Here is a 22297-nt window from a genome sequence, read left to right as displayed (position 1 = left end):
GTTGACCCTGCAAAAGTAACGCGTTCCGCTCTGCAAAACGCAGCTTCCGTAGCAGCTATGTTCCTGACAACTGAAGCGGTTATCGCTGACAAGCCAGAACCAGCTGCACCTGCAGGTCCAGATATGGGCGGCATGGGCGGTATGGGCGGCATGATGTAATCTAACCATGCAGCCCTCTATATAACGGGGTTTGTAGGGATAGGATTATGAATTTCTCACTTTCAGGTTTATAAACAACTAAATCAAGCTTTTGGGGAGACCTTTTGTAAGTTCTTTGAACTTATAAGAGGTCTTCTTTTTTGTTCTCTTCTGAGATTATTTCAGTTGAGTAAAGTTAAAGAATACCTTTCGTCGATTGATTAAATCGCTTAGAAGTCTCTTCTTCAACATTTTTTCGTCATGTGAGCATAGATATTCATTATGGAATGGCACTTGTAAAAGAAGCTTTGAACAAGGATGTCGATTTTATTGATACAGCTGATATTTATGGCCTGGGGCGTTCCGAAGAATTAATTAGCCAAGTATTAAAAGAATATAAACGAGATGAGTGTTTCAGCTGTTATTCCGGGAGGTAAACGAAAAGAGCGCATACTCGAAAATATTCCTGCGACTGATCTTAATTTATCACCCGCAGAACTCAAAACCATCAATGATATTCTTAATAATAACTAATACCGATTAACAGGTTTGGCAATACTTTGATGAATGGAGGCAGATGAACATGCATAAATATAAAGCTCTGGTCGTAGGTGCGACAGGCATCATTGGAAGTTACATTCTCGACCACTTAAGCACGTTAGACGATTGGGATGCAGCTGGCGTTGCAAGAAAAATACCTCAAAAAAATTCGGAGCGCTATATAAGCCTGGATTTATTGAATCAAGATGATATTAAGGAAAAATTAGGTTCACTAAAAGGAATTACTCACATCTTCTATTCGGCTTATCAAGATTTTCCTGCCCATTCAAAAGAGCAAATAGAAGTGAATACAAATATGCTGGTCAATATCGTAAAAGGTGTTGAAGCCACATCTAATTCTTTAGAACGAGTTGTATTAATGCAAGGAGCAAAGGTATATGGTGTACATTTAGGAAAGTTCAAAACACCGGCTAAAGAAAATGACCCAAGACATCTTCCACCAAATTTTTATTATAATCAAGAAGACTTTTTACGTATGCACCAGAAAGGAAAAGAATGGTCTTGGACCATTTTGCGCCCAGATGTTGTTGCTGGTGTATCAGTTGGTAATCCGATGAGTATAGCCATGGTACTTGGTGTATACGCTACGATCTGCAAGGAGTTTAATTTGCCTCTCAGATTTCCTGGCAATGAAAATGCTTATCGAGCGTTAGTACAGATCACAGATGCTTCATTACTAGCTCGTGCTTCCACATGGGCTGCTCTACAGAAGCATACTGCTCTTGAAGTTTTCAATATTACCAATGGAGATTTCTTTCGCTGGGAAAACATTTGGCCTAAATTAGCTCAATACTTTAATATGGATGAAGGTCCGATTCAGACTATTTCCCTTACTGAAATGATGCCATTGCAAAAAGAAGCCTGGGCTAATATCGTTAAAAAATACGATTTACTTCCTACTCCATATGAAAAAGTTGCCGCTTGGCCTTTTGGTGATTTTGTATTTAACTGCGATTATGATGTGATTTCAGATACAACAAAAATAAAGCAGTTTGGATTCCATGAAGTGCTAGACACTGAAAAAGAACTGCTCGCTGTGATGGAGGAATTAAAAAAACAAAAGCTAATTCCCTGAAAAACATAGTGTTAGAACACTGTAAAAGATGCTTGAATCGCGATCGGTTTTATAATATATGATGTTGGTGAGAAATCACTAACATCATTTTTCTTTTCTCATAAAATAGAACTCACTTACCTACATCAAATGACGTGCAAAAGTTATTAGATATTCAAGATGAAAATATGATTTTTCAAACTTTTGTTTCTCTCGTTGGAGCAATTCAAGCAGGTCGGAGAAAACAATAGGGATCTGTTGATTAGCGAGCTTCCTTCGGATGATGGACATCAAAGAAAAGCCATTCAATTAAGAATGGCTTTTCTGATCTTCTCTATTGATTAACCGTATTCGAATTGCGAAGCAAATGTTTAATTTCATTAAATGTCACAAAGGTTTTATTCTGTGCATCATATAATTTGTAGCGCAGCGATTTAAGGCTGGATTTAAGGTTGATCGTAGTTGCCTTCTGAAGCGGTGGAGTAGACTCGTGCGCTTTTTCCAGATGATAATTAGGTACACGCGGGCTCAAGTGATGCACATGATGGAATCCGATATTGCCGGTCACCCATTGCAAAACTTTGGGAAGCTGATAGTAAGAACTTCCTTCTACGGCCGCCTTTACATAATCCCATTCGCTCTCCTCTTCGAAATACGAATCTTCAAAGGTATGCTGGACATAGAATAGCCAGATGCCCAGTAAGCCAGCTACAAACATCGTTGTTCCGTGGACGATCAGGAAGGCTTGCCAACCGAGAGCCCAGATGAGGAGCGAATACATAACGACAAGGGAAATATTAGTCAAATAGGTATTGTTGCGTTCTTTTTTTCGTGCATCCTTACGATTGAAACGGCTTGAAACCAATATCAGTGCAATCGGCCCTAAACCGAACATGACCAATGGATTGCGGTACAGGCGGTATTTGAGGCGTTCCCATTTGGATGCTTGCACATACTCCTCGATTGTCATCGTCCAGATATCGCCTACGCCGCGTTTATCCAGATTCCCGCTTGAAGCATGGTGAATCGAGTGTTCGCGTTTCCACTTTTCAAAGGGGAAAAACGTCATGATGCCTGTAAGGGTGCCGACGATTTCATTGGCTTTCTTATTGTTAAAGAACGAACCATGAGTGCAATCATGGAAAATGATAAAGGTTCGAACGACAAACCCTGCAGCGATCATACATAGGGGAATCGTCAACCAGAGGGATACATCCAGGGTGAGATAAGCCAAGATCCATGTGATAAATAAGGGCGGGATGGTATTCACTAATTGACGAATGCTTGCTTTTGTATCGGCTTTCTCAAAAGGTGCTACAAACTTGCGTAATTGTGTTATTTTCTCTCTGCTCATTTTCTTCCTCCAGAATATTTATCATAGATTTTGAAAAACCCAAGGGAGCCTCAGAAATCCTAACAAGAAAATACCCGCTAAAATAATGGACTAATCGGAATTAATTAAATTTTCCGTAAGTCACTTATGGAATAAAAATAATGAACAAAAATTTTTGTTAGTGTAAAGTTGAAGATTTTCTTTACATAAACTAATACATTTAGTTAAAATACTAATCTGCAGGATATCGCGGCTCTGACAGGCGGACAAGTCATCACTGAGAAGCTCGGTCTGGATCTGAAATCGACAACGATCGAACAGCCCGGTTCCGCTCGTCAAGTACGCGTTACCAAAGAAAACACGACAATCGTTGACGGTGCTGGCGACAAAACCGACATCGATGCTCGCGTAGGTCAAATCCGTGCGCAGCTGGAAGAGGGTCGTTCCTGGTTGGTTTCGGAAAAACTGCAGGAGCGTCTGGCTAAACTGGCTGGCGGTGTAGCGGTTGTTAAAGTCGGCGCGGCAACGGAAACGGAACTGAAAGAACGCAAACTACGTATCGAAGACGCTCTGAACGCGACTCGCGCAGCCGTTGAAGAAGGTATCGTATCCGGTGGCGGTACAGCTCTGGTTAACGTATACAATGCGGTAGCGGCTGTAGAGGTAACAGGCGACGAGAAGACTGGCGTGAACATCGTGCTGCGTGCTCTGGAAGAGCCAATCCGCACAATCGCGGCTAACGCTGGCGAAGAAGGTTCCGTTATCGTGGACCGTCTGAAAAAAGAAGAAGTGGGCATCGGCTACAACGCTGCAACCGGCGAGTGGGTAAACATGTTCGAAGCGGGTATCGTTGACCCTGCAAAAGTAACGCGTTCCGCTCTGCAAAACGCAGCTTCCGTAGCAGCTATGTTCCTGACAACTGAAGCGGTTATCGCTGACAAGCCTGAACCGGCTGCACCTGCAGGTCCAGATATGGGCGGTATGATGTAATTTCGAATCGCCGAAATTATATCAAGCATCTTTAAAAATCAGGAAACCTCCTGTAAGTTCTTTGAGCTTACAGGAGGTTTTTTGTTTTGAATGGACTTTTGAAGACGTATCAAATGTTAAATTTATTTCCACAATTTTCTCATTGATCATAAATCATTTCCGAGTATAGAGGTTGAGTGCAGAGGCGCTGTATATTTATGTTCATAATATAAGGGTAATGAGTAGAAGATAAGAGGAAAAGGAGCGTAGGAGGAAACTATGCTAAATTATGTATGGCTGGCAGCATTGGCCTGGTTCATGGGATTTTTTCCTTTGTTTGAAATCTATGTGGCCGTTCCGGCTTCTATAGGACTTGGATTGGACATCTTTTCTGCTGTTTTTTGGTCATGGCTTGGGAACTTCATTGTTATTCCATTTATTGCTTATTCTTATGATTGGCTGACCAAGTTTAAAAAAGTTAATAAGTATTTTGAAAAGTTGGCCAAATCCAAAGCGAGCAAAAAGTTAAACGGCGGCGGTTTTTGGATTGTTCTTTTTGCCACTCCTATGTTCGGTTCATGGGCGACCGGGGTAGTAGGAAAATTTATCAGGATGGACAAGAAGAGACTTTTTCTAGCTTCAGGAATAAGCATCGCTGTATATGGAATAATTATAGGTGTTACCACTCAGTTTGGAATAAACACCTTCTTTTAATCGAGAGGTTTCATATAGATAACCCGAACAAGCACAGACTGAAATCTGTGCTTGTTCGTTTTGTTCAACTACTTTTGCTTCCATTGACCCGTCAAATTCTCCCGTCTATAATTTAGAAACAATCGTGTTCCATAGGAGGATTTCCACATGAATCATCAACAGTTGGCTGAATTTCTGCTGACCAATAATGAAGCGCCTACACCAGACTGGGAAATGATCAAGCAGACCTATCATTCGGAACCAATCCTGTTGAACGGTCGTGAAGTTTACGAGTTCAATATGAGTTTTGATCAATCTATTACGCCAATTGAAGATCATATTGTTATTTCCCAGCAGCTTCCTTTTTCCTATGTTCCGCTGCATATGCACGAGTACATTGAGTTGATTTACGTATACCGGGGAGAGTGCACGCTGGTATTTGAAGAACGCGAGCTTTGTATTACTGAAGGAAGCATCATCATGATTAATAAACAAACCCCACATCGTGTCAAGGAGACTTCCCTTTCCGATATCATCATCGATATTAAAGTGAAGCACGATTATTTATCTTCTGGTTTTTTAAGTCGCTTTACAAACCGGAGTATTATCGCAGAATTTCTGGTCGATTCGTTGGTTAATACGCGAAAAATAAATAACTATTTGTGTTTTCATGGCTATGAAGGTTCAAATGTGTCCCGCATCATGAATGATTTAATGTGCGAATACTTTGATAAAGACGCTTTTTCAGGAGGACTTATCGAATCTTATCTCTTTATTTTGTTCACTGAACTTGTTCGTGGCAGCAACCAGCGCAGCTCTGATTCAAGCAGCCCGCATGTCAAAGAAAAAGATATTATTGTACTTGAGCTGCTGAAATATTTGGAGGAACATTATAAAAAGTGTGCGTTAGCGGACATGGCCGACCAGTTCAAGTACCATCCAAACTATATTTCTTCTTTGCTCAAAAAGGCAACCGGACGAAGTTTCACCGATCTGCTTCAAATTCAAAGGCTACACAAAGCTTCGCTATATTTGAAAAATTCCGATCTGCCGATCCCCGAAATTGCCGAGGAAGTTGGCTACTCCAGTGTCTCTTTTTTCTATAAAAAATTTAACGAACTTTTTGGACAGACACCGAAAGATTATCGTAAAGAAAATCGCTTGTAAGTTCTTAAACCACCCTTTTTTGCAACCGCTATCAATATCTTTGGATCGAGCAAGACTTATCTTTGCAAGTGACATTAAATTTAGAGAAGCTTACTTGATAAGATGAAAATAAGTTTAAGCGGATGGAGAGTGATAGATATGGAATTCAATTTTCCGGACGCCTTCCTAGTAGGTTCGTCTACGGCAGGGCATCAGGTAGAAGGTAACAATGTAAATAGCGATTTCTGGGCAGAGGAGCATGCTGAAGGCTCACCGTATCGTGAAAAATCCGGGGATGCAGTCGACCATTATCGTCTTTACCAGCAGGATATTGCTTTGATGGCCGAGCTGGGCTGGAACGCTTACCGTTTCTCGATTGAATGGTCAAGAATAGAGCCTGAGCCGGGCGAATATTCCCAATCGGCGATTGAACATTATCGGGATATGCTGGAGAGCTGTCACAAGGCAGGACTGACTCCGGTCGTTGTCATGCACCATTTCACCTCACCGAAGTGGCTGATGCGTCTGGGAGGTTGGGCGAGCCCTGAGCTGCCGGAACGCTTTGCCAAATACTGCGAAGTCGTCTTCCGTGAATTGGGGCATCTCATTCCTTACGCGCTGACGATGAATGAGGTCAACCTGCCTGTAATGCTTAAGGAAATCTTCGCTACGATGGGCTTTACCCCTCCGGTAGGCATTGACAGGGAGGCCTGGAAGGCGCCGCAGTGGAGAGAATCAGCAGCTCGTCTGTGCGGAACGACGGCAGACAACTATTTCACTTTCCACATGGCCTCGGATGAAGCTTCAGTCGAGCTGATCAAGGAAGTGCACCAAGAAGCGCGCAAAGCGATCAAAACAGTAAGTCCCGATACCCGAGTTGGTTGGTCGATGGCGCTGTCAGATGTGCAGGCAGTTCCGGGAGGCGAAGAATGGGCAGCTCGAAAATGGTATCAATATTTCGAACAATATGTACCGGCGATGGAAGGAGACGATTTCTTCGGCCTGCAAAATTATACACGTGAAGTGTACGGTCCGGATGGTCAGATCCAGCCTGAAGGTGAAGTAACGCAGATGGGCTATGAATTTTATCCGGAAGGTCTTGGAAATGTCATCCGTAAAGTATCACAGGTTCTTTCCATGCCGCTTATCGTAACTGAGCATGGGGTGGCTACGACTGACGACGAGCGCAGACAAACCTTTATCCGTGAAGGGCTGAAAGGTCTGCAGGATTGTTTGAATGAAGGAATCGATATAAAAGGTTATTTGCATTGGTCGACATTTGACAATTTCGAGTGGAATTCCGGCTATTCCAAACATTTCGGTCTGATTGCCGTAGACCGGAAAACGCAGAAGCGTCAACCGAAGGAAAGTGCACGGCTGCTTGGCCAAATTGCCGGAATCACTTCACTTGTCAGCGGGTAAAAATGATGTAGAAAAAGCTTCCGACCCCAAGTCGGAAGCTTTTTCCTTTGTTCTATGATTTGCTTATTATAAAATCTTTGTATCGAGCAATTTTTTTCTTTGGTTCTAGCATTACTATATATGAAAGCGTTTGCTAAAGTGAGATTATCAAAACAGAGTTCGACTAGGGAGGTCTAAAGAATGCAGGAGTACACACGAAAAGTTACGCCGTTTGGACGCTTGATCGTTGCTACCGTATTAGGCATGGGCACTTCGGTTGCACCATTGGTTCTACTTGGCTTTGGTTTGTCCACGTTCATTATTATTCGAATCGTAGGGCAGAATCAGGCTACAGCCGCGTATGGTTTTGCATCCGGCATCATTGGAATCGCAGTCGTGATCTTCGGGATTTTTGGAGGCGTGCTTGCCGACAAGTTTCAGTTTAAAATAGGGAGAAGAAGATTTTGGATTGCTGCCGGAAGCGTGGGCGGAGCGCTGTCCATGCTCACTCTCACTTACGCCAATAACCTCTTCACATTTATCGCAGCGTTGGCAGCAGTCAATTTCTTTTACTTTATGGTTACGCTCTCATGCAGTGCTCTGGTGCCGGAACAGGTTGAAGAGAGCAAGTACGGACGGGTTTCCGGGCTCATGGGGGCTGCGGCTCCTGCTCTCGTTATGATCGGGCAGATGCTCATGGGGGTTTTTGCCGAATCGACTTTGGAACAGAAAATGATCGCAATTCTGCTCATTCAGCTGCTTGGCGGATTTACAGCATTTTTCCTAATAAAAGACAATTATATACCGGTTGAACAGCGAGTGAAAAAGCCGAAGACCGGTATCCGTGGTTTTTATCCAAGCTTCAAAGAACATCCGTCATATACTTGGGCTCTGCTGACCAAGCTGTTCATCAACTTCTCGAACGCGGGACTGAGCATGCTTACGCTGTTCTACATTGCCAGATTCCACCTGGGCGAAGCGGACATCTTCCGGATTATGGGCTATACGGCGCCAACAATTCTGCTCATGGTGGCAGCCGGTCTGCTGGGTGGCTACCTGTCCGATAAAGTCAGAAAGCAGAAACCCTTTGTTTTTGGAGCTGCAGTGGTTACCGGAGCTTGCCTTGTCACATTCGCCTTTTCAAACAATATTACATGGGTCATTGCAGGCAACTTCATCTTCAACTTCGGCTTTGGCATGTATAATGCGGTCGACAACGCGCTGGTTAATCGGATTCTACCTTCCAAAGAGGAAGCCGGCAAATACATTTCTATGATGAACGTAACCACCAATCTGTCTTCTTCACTGGTTAACTTTGCTGCACCTTCTCTGATCGCACTGGGTGTCCTGCTGTTCGGTGGAGACGGCTACACACTGTTCTTCCTCGTCCTGGCCGCGTTTTCTGTGCTGTCTGCCGTTTTCGTTCTACCGATTCCTGAGATGAGCCCTGGCAAACCAGAGCCTCAAGAGCCGAATGCGAGCAAGTCGACGAATCAAGAAGCAATCGTGTAAATTCAACAAGCTGCTGAAAGAAGCAAGAAAAAGGAGAGAACGTTATGAATTCTGTAAAAGTAACAGCACCAACCTGTGAATACCGCACCAACCCAGTCGGGATTGATGTGAAGCAACCACGTTTAAGTTGGAAACTCCAATCTGCACAGCGAGGGATGCTTCAGAAAGCTTATCAGATTCAGGTGACGAAAAAGCCGGACAGCTTCGATGAACTTTTGTGGGACAGCGGAGAGGTAGATTCAGAGCAGTCGGTTCATGTTGAATATGAAGGTCCTGCGCTGCAGCCGCGCACTCGTTACTTTTATCGGGTAAAAGTCTGGTCTCAAGAAGGGGAATCGTCGGATTGGAGTGAGACGGCATGGTGGGAGACCGGATTTCTGGGGTGTGACGACTGGAAGGCCCAGTGGATCACGCCGGACCCGGCAAGTATCGATCCGTTGAGTGAACCGGCCTTTTTGTTAAGAAAAAAGTTCACCGCGTCGGGAAAAGTTGTGCGGGCACGAATTTACGGAACCGGTGTCGGGCTGTATGAGCTGTTCCTGAACGGCGAGCGGGTGGGAGACGAGCTGCTTGCCCCTGGCTGGACGACTTATCACAAGCGTCTACAATTCCAGACTTATGATGTAACGGATCGGTTAAGCATTGGAGATAACGCAATGGGTATCATGTTGGGAGACGGCTGGTACAAAGGCAATCTCGGCTGGGACAACAAGCGTCATCTATATGGCGACCGAAGAGCGGCTTACTTCGAGCTGCGTGTAACCTACGAAGACGGGACGGAAGAGGTTGTGGCGACGGATCACAGCTGGAAGGCGTCAACGGGACCCATTCGATTCGCTGAACTGTATCAGGGAGAAACGTACGATGCGCGGTTGGAGCAGGAAGGCTGGAGCCGACCGGAATTTGAAGACACCGATTGGGTACCTGCCGTTATGCAGAAGATGCCGGAGCTTCCTTTGGTCGCACAGGAAAATTCTCCAATCCGGGTTACGGACATTCTCTCGCCGCTGGAAGTCATTACTACTCCAGCCGGAGATACCGTGCTCGATATGGGACAAAATATGGTCGGACGCATGCGGATCAAGGTAAGTGCGCCGGCTGGTACAGTTGTGACGCTGAAGCATGCGGAAGTGTTGGACCGGGACGGAAACATATACTTTGGCAATCTGCGCAAAGCCGATCAGCTCGTTACTTATATTACCAAAGGCGAAGGTGTAGAAGAGTATGCCCCGACCTTTACTTTCCAGGGATTTCGGTATGTCAAAGTGGAAGGCTATCCGGGACAAGAAAACGGACTGCCGCTGGAAAATTTCGTTGGGGAAGTCATCCATTCCGATATGACACCAACCGGAGATTTCGAATGTTCGAATCCGCTCGTCAACCAGCTGCAGCATAATATCGTCTGGGGGCAAAAAGGCAACTTTGTTGATGTGCCGACAGACTGCCCGCAGCGAGATGAGCGTCTGGGATGGACAGGCGACGCCCAGGTGTTTATCGACACGGCGCTGTTTAACTATCAGGGAGGGCCGTTCTTTACCAAGTGGCTGCGTGATCTCAAAGCGGAACAGTTCGAGAACGGCGGGGTACCCTTTGTCATTCCGGCTGTAATTCCAGGAGACAGTGCTGCAGCATGGAGCGATGCGGCGACGATCATTCCGTGGACGATGTATCTGACATACGGGGATAAACGAATTCTTGAAGAACAGTATGAGAGTATGAAAGGCTGGGTCGAGTACATGCGGTCCCAGGGGGACGACGAGCATTTGTGGATGAAAGTATTCAATTTCGGCGACTGGTTGGCTCCGGATGCACCGTCGAACAGCTACAGCGGTGCGACGCCGAAAGACTTCATTGCTACAGCCTTCTACGCTTATTCCACACGCATTGTTCGGGATGCGGCGGAAGTGTTGGGCAAACAAGAAGATGTTCGGATGTACAGCCAACTGCTGGAAGGAATCGTGAAAGCATTTAATCGCGAATTTGTGTCCCCGTCGGGCCGCTTGGCGTCTCCAACCCAGACCGCTCATGTGCTTGCACTTGCTTTTGATCTGGTGCAGGGGGATGTTAAAAAGAGAACCGCCATGGAGCTGAATGAACTTGTAGTTGCCCAAGATTATCATTTATCAACAGGCTTTGTGGGTACACCGTTCCTCTGCCCGGTCCTGTCAGCGAACGGATATCACGAGACGGCCGTTAAGCTGCTGCTCAAGGAAGACCTGCCGTCCTGGCTGTATTCGGTTAAAAAAGGCGCGACGACAATTTGGGAGCATTGGGACGGAATCCGTGAAGATGGTTCATTCTGGAGCGACAATATGAACTCATTTAACCATTATTCTTACGGTGCTATCGGAAGTTGGATGTACCGTTCGCTTGCGGGGCTGGATCGACATCAATCGGAACCGGGGTACAAAAAGATCCGAATCGAACCGAAATTCGGAGGGTATTCCTTGACTTATGCCACAGCATCGCTGGAATCCATGTACGGCCAAATTCAATCGGGTTGGAGCATAAGCGAAGACTCGATCAAGTTGAAAGCGGTCATTCCGCCGAATACAACGGCAGAAATTGTTCTACCGCATGCCCGGTTGGAAAGCGTTCGGGAGCAGAGTACAGCGATCGAACAAGCGGATGGGGTGTTCTCCTGCATCCAGGAAGACGACCGCGTTATTCTTCAAGTCGGATCGGGTACTTACTCGTTCAGCTATCCTAACGAACGTGGAGTAAAGCCAATCTACAGCGAGCACACTCTTCTGATTGACGTTATGGAGGATGGGCGTGCTATGGAAATTTTGCAGAAGCATGCGCCCGGTATTACCGTTCCTCCGAGAGTCATTGCAATGAAAACAAAAACATTGGAAGAGATATCGAAGTCCAGAGAAGCGGGGATCTCTCGTGAGACGATCGATGCGCTGCTGAAAGAGCTTAATGGACATGAGTTGAGTTTGTCGGGAAAATAATCAGTTTGTGTGGTACAATAGTGGGACAATATCTGGGTAGTCTGCCGAAATAGCAGACTACCTTTTTTGCTAGTATTTGTTACACCAAGCGGGAATTAAGGTACTTTACAGTATAGAAGAAATGCGAAAGGTAGATGACAATGAGCGGAAATGAAGCAAACGGTCAGATAAAATCTCAAACTCCAAAGCTGCAGGATGAAGCACAACAAATCTACCGTTCTTTATATTCTTATAGCACGGATGCGGTGTTTTTGCTGGATTCCGAAGGCCGCATTTTGGACATTAACCCGAGCGGCGAACGAATGGGCGGTTATACCCGGGAGGAACTGACGAATGCCAATTTTACCAATTTCATCTTATCTTCGGACATGGTCAAGGCACAGCAGGTGCTAGAAGCCGTATTTGTGGAGAAGCGTCCTGAACGAATGAACTTCTCATTTCGCTCCAAGGCGGGTGCAATCGTTATAGTCGATGCGACGATGGTGCCGATTCTTCAAAACAATGCTGTGATTGGCCTGCTGGGTATTTCGCGGGATGTGACCGAGCAGAATCAAGCTGTTCAGATTTTGGATGCTCAAAACCAGGTGCTTGAGATGATCGCCAAGTCGACTCCATTGGAGGAGACGCTGGACAACCTCCTCCGCATGGCCGAGTACCAAATGAATGCCAAATGCTCGATCCATTGCTATGTACCGGAAAGCAATATGCTGTTCAATCTGGCAGCTCCAAGTCTTCCAAAAGAATATTTAAAGGAGATTGACGGCATCACTGCAGGCGAGCAGGGCGGCTCCTGTGGGGCTTCCGCTTCACGCAAAGAGATTGTGATCGTTGAGGATATCGAGCACAGTGAAATGTGGGGTATGTATCGGGACATCGCACTGAAGCATCGTTTGCGGGCCAGTTGGTCGCTGCCACTGATCAGCCGGCAGGGCGAAGTATTGGGGACATTTGCCATGTATTATGAAGAGAAACGTCTGCCTACTGAAAAAGAATTGGAATTCAGCCGCAAAACCTGTTATTTGGCTAGGCTGGCGATTGAACAAAATCGCTCCAGCGCTACCATCTACCAGATGGCTTACCACGATAGTTTGACCAGTTTGCCAAATCGCCGCTTTTTTCAGGAAAAACTGCGTGAATCTATTCAGGAAGCGCAAGAAAATGGACTGAGGTTGTCTATTTTGTATCTGGATCTGGATCGCTTCAAAATGGTGAATGACTCGCTAGGGCATAGTGAAGGAGACGTCCTGCTGCTTGAGATTGCCCGTCGGCTTGGCGGCCTGCTGGGTCCCGATAAATTTGTGGCGCGGCATGGAGGGGACGAATTTGTGGTGCTGATGGAAGACGGCCAGGTACCGGAAACCGAGTTGGCGGCGCAGCAGATTCTTGACATTTTTGCTCAACCTTTTGCAGTTGGCGGGTATGAGATATTTATTACGCCTAGTATTGGAATTAGCATTTATCCCGAACACGGCACGGATCCCGCTGCCCTGCTTCAGAATGCGGATACTGCAATGTATGCGGCAAAAGAGGCCGGAAAAGATACGTATGCCGTCTACAATCCACAGAGCAAAATGCATGATGGAGGCCGGATTTTGCTAGAGAACGATCTGCGCAAATCGCTTGAACGGGGCGAACTGCAGCTGTTCTATCAGCCACAGGTCTCGCTGTTTCCAAACCGCAGGATCGGAGCGGAAGCGCTTCTTCGCTGGCATCGAGGACATACCGAATGGGTATCGCCGATGGACTTCATTCCGATTGCCGAAGAAACGGGGTTAATTTTGCCTATTGGGGAGTGGGTGATCCGGACGGCCTGCCAGCAGGGCAAACGCTGGATTGACGCTGGCTACGAGCCGTTCGTGATGGCAGTCAACTTGTCTCCAAGACAGTTCCGTCAGCCGGGGCTGGTTGATCTGATCCGGAGCATTTTAAGCGAAAGCGGCTACCCGCCGGAATATTTGGAGCTTGAAATTACGGAAGGCATGACGCTGGATGTAGAATCGGCTTCGGACAAAATGCGGCAGCTTCGCGCGCTTGGCGTACAAATCTCGATTGACGATTTTGGTACGGGATACAGCTCGCTAAATTATTTGAAAAAACTGCCGATCAGTCGACTTAAGGTCGATCGTTCTTTTGTCCGCGATATTGAGACGGATCTGGGAGATCGAGATATTGTCAAGGCAATTATAGACATGGCGCACAACCTCAAAATTACTGTCATCGCGGAAGGAGTCGAGAATAAGGAGCAGTTGGCTTTTCTCGAAGCAAATGGCTGTGACGAAATACAGGGTTATTTATTCGGACGTCCGGTTCCCGCTGAAGAGTTCGAGCGCGGCATGAAGCTGTCGGATATGGAGAAAAGTGAAGAATGATACAGCTTGTGAAACATGGGGACCGTTTACGGATTCCGGGATCGAAATGAAGGATGAGAAAAGAGAATCAAAATGAAAACAAAAATGATGAACAAAAACAATAAACAAGAACAAGAACCAAAAAACCGCATCCCTTTGGGAACGCGGTTTTTTGGGGAGTCAGACTTTTGCGGTCTAAAGCGAGCAAATTTTTGTGAAGATCGTATGGCGGCGCATCGTGCAGCCGAATCGAGTCTCCATCAGGCGCTCTGTTTCGAGCCGTCTGTGCCGCCTCCGTCTGTCTGGCGGACTGCAACCGTCTCGAGCAGTTCGTCGCCGGCTTGAACCTTGCCCTGCTGAAGTGGCAGTACATCTTCGTAGTCGAAGGTGTTGGTTACAATAACCGGTGTAACGGTCGGATAACCGGCGGCGCGGATCTGTTCGATATCGAATTCAAGCAGCAGCTGTCCCGCCTTCACCCGATCGCCTTCCTTAATATGCGACGTAAAGTGCTGCCCGTCGAGCTTGACGGTGTCGACTCCTACGTGAACTAGGATCTCCGCGCCGCTGTCGGATACGACGGCAAGCGCATGCTTCTTCTTGAACGCGACAGTTACGGTTCCATCGAATGGAGCGACTACACGGCCTTCGCTCGGCTCGATTGCAACGCCTTTACCCATTGCTTCGGCGGCAAAGGCAGGGTCCGGTACATCGGCGAGCGGAACGACGGTACCGCTCAGCGGGCTGAGTGCAGTTTCAGCAGCACCACCGACCGTTTTTTGCAGCGCAGGCGCGCCAGCCGGAACCGGTGTACCGGTCGATTTGCTGCCTGTCGCATCGGAAGAAGATACAGATTTATCGGCTGCTGCTTTGCTGCCGTCGCCTTCTTCAACAGGGTCTTTGAAGCCTAGTACGTAAGCCAAGATGGCAGAGATGGAGAACGAAGCGACAACGCCGATAATCAGGGCAGGGAAGCCTTGTCCGCCCGGTCCGTAGAAGATAGGTAGTGTCAGCAGGCCGGGTGCGCCGGAAGCGAATGCCTGAGTGCCGCCTTGGCCGATAATCGCACCGCCGACCGCGCCGCCGATGATGCCGGCGATAAACGGACGTTTCAGCGGGAGAGTTACGCCGTATACGGCTGGCTCGGTGATGCCGAACAAGGCAGACAGCGTAGCGGAAGCGGACAGCGTTTTAAGCTTTTTGTTTTTAGTTTTTAGCATGACACCAAAAGCAGCGCCGGTCTGTGCGAAGACGGAAGCGGCAGCTGCCGGCTTGATGCCGTCCCGACCGTAAACTGCGATATTGTTGATGAAAACCGGAACAAGTCCCCAGTGAACGCCGAAGATGACAAGCAGCTGCCAGCCTGCGCCGAGAATGGCTCCAGCGATCAGCGGGCTGAACGAGAAGGCGGCCAGCAGGGCATCTGCAATTCCATTGCCGACGTAGACGCCGAACGGTCCGAAAGCGATGAGAGTCAGCGGTACCATGACGGCAAGTGAGATCATTGGCGTCAGGAAATTTTTAACGCTTTCATGAATGACACGGTTGAAGAATTTCTCGAGCTTGCTCATGACGATAACGGCCAGAATGATCGGAATGACCGTTGAGGAGTAGCTCATCATGACGACCGGAATACCGAAGAAATTGACGCCGCCTTCTGCGCCATTAAGTGCAGTAACAGAAGGAAGCAGCAGCGCTCCGGCTACCGTCATGGCGGTGAAGATATTGCCGCCGAACTTCCGGGCGGTCGTAACGGCCAGCAGTATAGGGAGGAAGTAGAACAGGCTGTCGGCTGCGCCGAACAAGATAATGTAAGTCGGGTCCGTTTTCGGCAGCCAGCCGAAGTTGTCGGCAATCAGCAGCAGTCCTTTGAGAATACCTGCGCCGGCCATAACGCCAAGCAGCGGAGCAAAGATGCTGGAGATCACGTCGATGACTGCACCGAAGCCTTTTTTACCGGCAGATGTTTTATCGTTCGAGTTTGCCCCGTCTTTCGACTCGTTCAAGATGCCGGACACTTCGCCGATTGCGGCGTAAACTTCCGGAACTTTGTTGCCGATGACGACTTGAAACTGTCCGCCGCTTTCTTTGACCGTGATAATACCGTCCGTTTTTTCCAACAGAGCTTTATCGGCTTTGGCAGTATCTTTCAGTGTAAAACGAAGCCGGGTCGCACAGTGGACAAGTGAAACGACGTTGTTTTCTCCGCCGACCCCTTGGACAATCTCGCGTGCCAATTTTTCGTTGCTCATAAGCTCAACCTCCAATTATTATAATTTGAAGAATATTTTGGGTGATTTAGGCAAACAAAAAACCTAAGCCTTGAAAAAGAGCAGAGAGCACAGAATACGCCCGCTATTTTTCACGACTTAGGTTTTGCCTGCATCACCAGTAACAATCCCGATTGATGATATTCAATTTGGATGTGTTTAGAATATAACGCTTTCATAAGATTGTCAACGCATACATTTTAAAAAAATTAATTTTTTGACGATAAAGCTCGAAATTCAGCATCTATTCATCCATTCCAGCAAAAGCCGCACAGCAGATCAGCGATTTACGACTCGTTTCAAATGTACAGTCAAATACAGCATTTCTTCGCTGGTCAGTTCATGATTGTATTCTTTGGATACGAAGCTGCGGATTTTTTCTGTGCATCTAGCTGCATCCGGATGCTTATCCCGAATCGCTTCGTAAAGATGATCATAATTGTTCTCATAATGTGCACCATTGAATACCCGTTGGGCAAAAAATTTCAGATGGGTGATGAAACGGAAGTAGCTGAGCGATTCTTCGTCAAACTCCGTTTTGAAGTGATATTTGACGATGTTAATAATTTGCTGCATAAATTTTGTGATATTCATCGTCGTCGAGACTTCTTCGTTCATCTCCGCATTGACGATATGAATGGCAATAAATGCGGCTTCGTCTTCAGGCAGCTGCAACTGTATTTTTTCGCGAATTTGTTCCAGCATTTTCATCCCGATTCCAAACTCGTCCTTATACAGCTGTTTGACTTCCCACAGTAGGGCGTTTTTGATCTCAATCCCTTCACGCTGTCGTTCGATGGCGAAGTTGATATGATCGGTCAGCGATACATACAGATTTTCGTTCAGCTTGCGGCTGAGCGTCTGCTTGGCATACTCGATCATTTCTTCCACAATGACGACCAGCTCGATCGGTACTTCGCGCAGCAGCATCTTGAAGTTGTCGGTCGTCTGTTGATTTTTGAGTGCAAACACTTTTTGTATATTGCGTTCGTCGACAGCATCCCCTGGTTTTTTCTTGAATGCGAGTCCCCGGCCCATTACAACAAGCTCCGTGCCGTCCGCCTGATAAACACTGATTACGTTGTTGTTGATGACTTTTGCGATTTTCATGCGGCACCCCCTGATTTCTCTCTGTCCCCATTGTAAAACACAAAAAACCTAAGGCACAACAAATCTGCAAGACACGGCGAAATATCCTGTGTCTTGAGCTGTTGCGGCTTAGGTTTTGCCTGACACGGTCTTGACTGCAGTCAATGTCCGGACAGTAACAATCCTATTTAATTATGCGATTACCCCCAGTGTAGCCGGAAGAAGAAAAGGTGTCAACGCTTTCAAGCGGATGTACGCAAAAACGGAAATCCCTGTAAGGATTTCCGTTCATACGCCTTGAAAGTCTGCTTCAAAGCGAAGCGAATAGGCAGAGAGAGAAATTCGGTTTCAAAAAGAAGCGAATTTCTCCCGCAGTCCTGTTAAGCCGGAAGCCAGTCAATAAGTTTTAACCTTCTAACTGCGCTCCGTTCGTCGCAATCACTTTTTTGTACCAATCAAAGCTCTTTTTCTTGGAGCGTTTGAGCGTACCTTGGCCTTCGTTGTCGCGGTCTACATAGATGTAGCCGTAGCGCTTGCGCATTTCGCCGGAAGACGCACTGACGATATCGATCGGCCCCCAGCAGGTATAGCCGAGAATGTTGACGCCGTCTTCGATCGCTTCGCCCATTGCCGCCACGTGACGTTTCAAGTAATCAATACGGTAGTCGTCGTTGATCGAGCCGTCAGGCTCAACTTCGTCATGCGCACCGAACCCGTTCTCCACGACAAATAGCGGCTTTTGATAGCGATCATGCAGCTGGTTGGCAGTAATTCTCATACCGAGCGGATCGATTGTCCATCCCCATTCCGATTTGGACAAATAAGGGTTGGCGACCGAGCCGAACACGTTGCCGCTTGTCATGTTTTTGGTGACTTCCGGATCGGTGCTCGTCGTGCGACTGGAGTAGTAACTGAAGCCGATGTAGTCGACGGTATGAGCTTTCAGAATTTCGGCGTCGCCGTCTTCCATAACGATATCCAGGTTATTATCGCGGAAGAAGCGTTTGGCATAGCCCGGATATTCGCCGCGCGACTGTACGTCGATAAAGAAGTACGACTCACGGTCTTTTTCCATGCCTTGATAGACGTCGGCAGGGTTGCAGGTATACGGATAGAAGCTGCCCGCCGCGAGCATACAGCCGATCATGGCATCCGGTGCGATTTCGTGACATGCTTTGACCGCCAATGCACTGGCAACAAGCTGATGATGGGCCGCTTGGTACTTGATCTGCTCCACATTGTCGCCTTCTTGGAAAGTCAGGCCTGCGCCGAGAAACGGCAGATGCAGCAGCATGTTGATTTCGTTGAACGTCATCCAGTATTTGACCTTGGTCTTGTAGCGCTCCAGCACGGTTTTGGCGTAGGTTTCGAATAAACCGACCAATTTGCGATGCCGCCAGCTGCCGTACTTTTCAACAAGATGAATCGGTACGTCGAAGTGGGCGAGAGTGACGACAGGCTCAATACCGTTCTTCAGCAGCTCGTCGAACAGGTCGTCGTAGAACTTCAGTCCTGCTTCGTTCGGAGTCTCTTCTTCGCCGGTTGGGAAAATGCGTGCCCAGGCAATGGACACTCTCAAAGTTTTGAAGCCCATTTCGGCAAACAAGGCGATATCTTCCTTGTAACGGTGATAGAAGTCGATCGCTTCATGCGATGGGTAAAATTCGCCTTCGATCGGAGTCAGGGACGGCACGCTTCCCTTCATGATTGCACGGCGTTTGTCACCGGTGGGCAGCAGGTCAACAACGGACAGTCCTTTGCCGTCTTCGAGGTACGCGCCTTCGGCTTGGTTTGCAGCGATCGCGCCGCCCCATAGGAAACCTTTTGGAAATACAGAGTCGGACATATTCATGCTCCTTCCGGAAGATGGGTTGATGAGATGCGGCCGAATGCAGGCAAATAAAAAACCCGAACCGGCCTGTACGCATACGAAGCGATCAGGTTGGTTCAGGTTATGCCCGGATTGGTAACATCCCTTGAGAAATCTATTCGATTGATACTAAAACTCTAGCAAGGCGGAAACAAGATGTCAACTGCCCATAATAATCCCCACTATTCTAATGAGTTTTATGATAGAATATAAAACATCGAAATTCAACTGACGATACAGTCTGATATTAGCTATTCGGTCAGGATATATTTGGAGGAGGATCCCTATGAGGCTCAATTTGCTTACCCAGATTTTTATTGCTTTTGTGTTAGCCATTGTTTTAGGATTGATCTTCGGTCCTTCGATTGCGGTAATCCAGCCTCTCGGCGACTTGTTCCTGCGTCTGATCAAATTTGTCGTCGTTCCGCTCGTCCTGTCTTCGCTTGTAATCGGCGTCGCCGGTACAGGCAGCCTCAAGCAGCTTGGCGCACTTGGCGGCAAGACCGTCCTGTATTATATGGTGACGACAGCCATTGCTGTTGCGATCGGAATCGGGGTCGGTTATATTTTTATGCCGGGAACCGGATTGTCGATGCCGGGCAGCGAGTCGCAGCCGGATGTAGCACAGGCGCCGAGCGTTACGGATATGCTGTTGGGCATTGTGCCGACCAACCCGATTGAGAGTCTGGTCACCGGCAATATGCTGCAGATCATTTTCTTCGCTGTATTTTTGGGGCTTGGTATTACTCTTCTTGGAGAGAAAAGCCGGACGGTCTACAAGTTTTTCGAAGAATTTGCTGAAATTATGTATAAAATCACTGGAATCGTCATGCGTTTCGCGCCGTTCGGCATTCTCGGTCTGACAGCTCCAATTGTCGGTCAGTATGGACTGGCTGTGCTGCTGCCTCTGATGAAGCTGCTGCTTGCTTTCATGACCGGCTGTCTGGTTCACTTTATTGTGACGTATCTGCTTGCTGTTCGGACATTGGGCAAGATGAGTCCGTTAACCTTTGTCCGCGGAATAGCGCCGGCAATGCTGGTTGCCTTCAGCACGTCAAGCAGTTCCGGCACTCTGCCGGTTACGATCAAATCCTGCGAAGATAATCTGAAAGTGCCTCGTAAAGTGACGTCCTTTGTACTGCCGCTGGGTGCGACAATCAATATGGACGGAACGGCGATGTACCAAGGACTTGCCGCTTTGTTTATCGCTCAGGTATTCGGAATCGATCTCTCATTCACTCAGCTGCTGATGATTGTCCTTACCGCAACGCTTGGCTCAATCGGAGCTGCAGGTGTACCGGGTGCTGCCCTTGTCATGCTCTCGATGGTTACGGCTGCGGTTGGGCTTCCGCTGGAAGGTGTAGCCCTGATTGCCGGCGTGGACCGGATTCTGGATATGTTCCGTACAACGCTTAACGTAAGCGGCGATGCATCGGCATCCGTTGTCGTAAGCGCCAAAGAACGTCAGCATCAGGTACAGACTCCGAAGGAGGCTGCCGTCCTTTAAGACGGAAAAGCAGAGATTTCTATTCAATTTTTAGCAAAATTCGAGTACAAAGCATCTGCCGTAATAGATAAGAAGACCGAATGGCCTGAGCCGTTCGGTCTTTTTGCATATGTTGGTTTCATGCAGCCGGAGAAAATTGCACAGCCGAGCAGACCTTTGTTTAAGGGCGAAGAGGTAGTGTTTAAAAAAAGCTAACGCGCTCTTTAACGTATTCACTCTGTTGAAGAAAATAAACCATCATTCTACCGAACGATCCAGGAAAGGATGGCAGACCTATGAATCATGGGAAAATATATAATCTTGTTGTAGTCGGTTTTGGAGGAATGGGCAGTCATAATGCAAAGCTGGCTGAAGAGACAGGGCGAATCGCCATAGCCGGCGTCTATGATCCTACTGAGTACCGAATGGATCTGGCCAGAAGCCGAGGTTACCGAGCTTACGAAAACTTTGAATCGATACTGGATGACGAAGAAGTGGATATTGTACTGATTGCAACGCCGAATGATGTGCACAAGGAGTTATCGATCAAATCGCTGCGAGCAGGCAAGCATGTCGTTTGCGAGAAGCCGGCAGCGGTGAATACGACCGATCTGCTTGAGATTCTGCGGGCGGCCGAGGAATCGGAGCGTCTGTTTATGGTCCATCAGAATCGCCGTTGGGATGAAGATTTTCTGATCGTGAAAGACTTGATTGCCCATAAAAAGGTCGGCGACGTCTTCCATGTGGAATCGCGTGTACAAGGTGCGAACGGAATACCAGGCGACTGGCGGCAGCTCAAAGCCTACGGCGGCGGTATGCTGCTTGATTGGGGCGTTCATCTGCTGGACCAACTGCTGCTGCTCACAGACAGCAAGATTGAAAGTGTGTACGCCGATCTCAGTTACATTTTGGGAACGGAAGTGGATGACGGATTCACGGCATCGATTAAGTTCAAGAACGGGTTAAGTGCCGTGATTGAAGTGGGAACGACCAACTTTATCAAGCTGCCCCGCTGGTATGTGAAAGGAACGGAAGGGACAGCGGTCATCCGCGACTGGGACTTAAGCGGTGAGATTGTAACGCGTAACCGAGAGGTTGAGCATGTCGAGCCAAAGCCGATCCAGGCGGGCAAAGGATTGACCAAAACGATGGCGCCTCCTTCCGAGGAATCGACGATCCGCAGACCAATCGAGCATGTGGAAGACTTGTCGGACAACTTTTACGTCAACCTTGTCTCCACCCTTGAAGGCGCGTCCAAACAGGCTGTACCCAATGACGAAGTCTATCGCGTAATGACGCTGATTGAGGCTATTTTTGAATCGGCAGAGAGCAATTCGGTCATTGTACGGGACATTTGAAGCTTGTATCGGCACTGCCGATTAGGCATCAAAAGGACATTTCGGCTGAAGCCGGGATGTCTTTTTGTCTTTTGTGAATCAACCTGTGAAGAATCATGTCCATTTAAAAAGG

At 47.5% G+C, this 22297-nt stretch carries 14 protein-coding genes and 2 pseudogenes; 12 read left to right on the top strand and 4 right to left on the bottom strand.

Annotated features, from left to right (window positions below; translation table 11 throughout):
* The 3 genes and pseudogenes from F456_RS23925 to F456_RS0105165 all read left to right on the top strand — a co-directional run.
* Positions 1-159 (top strand): annotated as a pseudogene (locus F456_RS23925) (TCP-1/cpn60 chaperonin family protein); the annotation flags it as partial.
* A gap of 266 nt (positions 160-425) precedes the next feature.
* A complete protein-coding gene (locus F456_RS24220) occupies positions 426-575 on the top strand; it encodes an aldo/keto reductase (protein WP_157059998.1) in 150 nt (49 codons plus the stop codon).
* A 146-nt stretch (positions 576-721) separates the two neighbouring features.
* Positions 722-1774, top strand: a complete 1053-nt coding sequence (locus tag F456_RS0105165; protein ID WP_018975932.1) for an SDR family oxidoreductase — start codon at positions 722-724, stop codon at positions 1772-1774.
* Between the two features lie 313 nt (positions 1775-2087).
* On the opposite strand, the gene desA is transcribed toward F456_RS0105165, so the two are convergent.
* Positions 2088-3107: a Delta(5) desaturase DesA gene (desA, locus tag F456_RS0105160; RefSeq protein WP_018975931.1), complete on the bottom strand. Its 1020-nt coding sequence runs from the start codon at positions 3105-3107 to the stop codon at positions 2088-2090.
* Between the two features lie 216 nt (positions 3108-3323).
* Here desA and F456_RS21780 point away from each other — a divergent pair.
* The 7 genes and pseudogenes from F456_RS21780 to F456_RS21775 form a co-directional block, all read left to right on the top strand.
* A pseudogene (locus F456_RS21780) lies at positions 3324-4076 on the top strand (TCP-1/cpn60 chaperonin family protein); the annotation flags it as partial.
* Between the two features lie 258 nt (positions 4077-4334).
* A complete protein-coding gene (locus F456_RS0105150) occupies positions 4335-4769 on the top strand; it encodes a small multi-drug export protein (RefSeq protein ID WP_018975929.1) in 435 nt (144 codons plus the stop codon).
* A gap of 147 nt (positions 4770-4916) precedes the next feature.
* Positions 4917-5915: an AraC family transcriptional regulator gene (locus tag F456_RS0105145; RefSeq protein WP_018975928.1), complete on the top strand. Its 999-nt coding sequence runs from the start codon at positions 4917-4919 to the stop codon at positions 5913-5915.
* A gap of 138 nt (positions 5916-6053) precedes the next feature.
* On the top strand, positions 6054-7316 hold the full coding sequence (locus F456_RS0105140; protein WP_018975927.1) for a glycoside hydrolase family 1 protein: 1263 nt from the start codon (positions 6054-6056) through the stop codon (positions 7314-7316).
* Between the two features lie 180 nt (positions 7317-7496).
* Positions 7497-8807, top strand: a complete 1311-nt coding sequence (locus F456_RS0105135; RefSeq protein WP_018975926.1) for an MFS transporter — start codon at positions 7497-7499, stop codon at positions 8805-8807.
* Between the two features lie 44 nt (positions 8808-8851).
* On the top strand, positions 8852-11764 hold the full coding sequence (locus F456_RS0105130) for an alpha-L-rhamnosidase (RefSeq protein WP_018975925.1): 2913 nt from the start codon (positions 8852-8854) through the stop codon (positions 11762-11764).
* Positions 11765-11898: 134 nt separating this feature from the next.
* Positions 11899-14133: an EAL domain-containing protein gene (locus tag F456_RS21775; protein WP_018975924.1), complete on the top strand. Its 2235-nt coding sequence runs from the start codon at positions 11899-11901 to the stop codon at positions 14131-14133.
* 239 nt (positions 14134-14372) lie between these two features.
* Here F456_RS21775 and F456_RS0105120 read toward each other — a convergent pair whose 3' ends face one another.
* From F456_RS0105120 to F456_RS0105110, 3 genes are all read right to left on the bottom strand, one after another.
* Entirely contained in the window at positions 14373-16364 is a 1992-nt protein-coding gene (locus F456_RS0105120) for a beta-glucoside-specific PTS transporter subunit IIABC (protein WP_018975923.1), read from the bottom strand.
* Positions 16365-16661: 297 nt separating this feature from the next.
* The gene (licT, locus tag F456_RS0105115; RefSeq protein WP_018975922.1) at positions 16662-17492 is read right to left on the bottom strand and encodes a BglG family transcription antiterminator LicT; all 831 of its coding nucleotides are present in this window, start codon (positions 17490-17492) and stop codon (positions 16662-16664) included.
* Between the two features lie 385 nt (positions 17493-17877).
* On the bottom strand, positions 17878-19317 hold the full coding sequence (locus F456_RS0105110; protein ID WP_018975921.1) for a 6-phospho-beta-glucosidase: 1440 nt from the start codon (positions 19315-19317) through the stop codon (positions 17878-17880).
* Between the two features lie 310 nt (positions 19318-19627).
* Between F456_RS0105110 and F456_RS0105105 the strand changes: the two genes are divergently transcribed.
* Together F456_RS0105105 and F456_RS0105100 are read left to right on the top strand one after the other, a co-directional pair.
* Entirely contained in the window at positions 19628-20848 is a 1221-nt protein-coding gene (locus F456_RS0105105; protein ID WP_018975920.1) for a dicarboxylate/amino acid:cation symporter, read from the top strand.
* 275 nt (positions 20849-21123) lie between these two features.
* Positions 21124-22185: a Gfo/Idh/MocA family protein gene (locus F456_RS0105100; protein WP_018975919.1), complete on the top strand. Its 1062-nt coding sequence runs from the start codon at positions 21124-21126 to the stop codon at positions 22183-22185.
* Positions 22186-22297: the final 112 nt, after the last annotated feature.

Source organism: Saccharibacillus kuerlensis DSM 22868, assembly GCF_000378145.1.
Taxonomy (GTDB): Bacteria; Bacillota; Bacilli; order Paenibacillales; family Paenibacillaceae; genus Saccharibacillus; species Saccharibacillus kuerlensis.
This window is presented reverse-complemented; position numbering and strand designations above follow the sequence as displayed.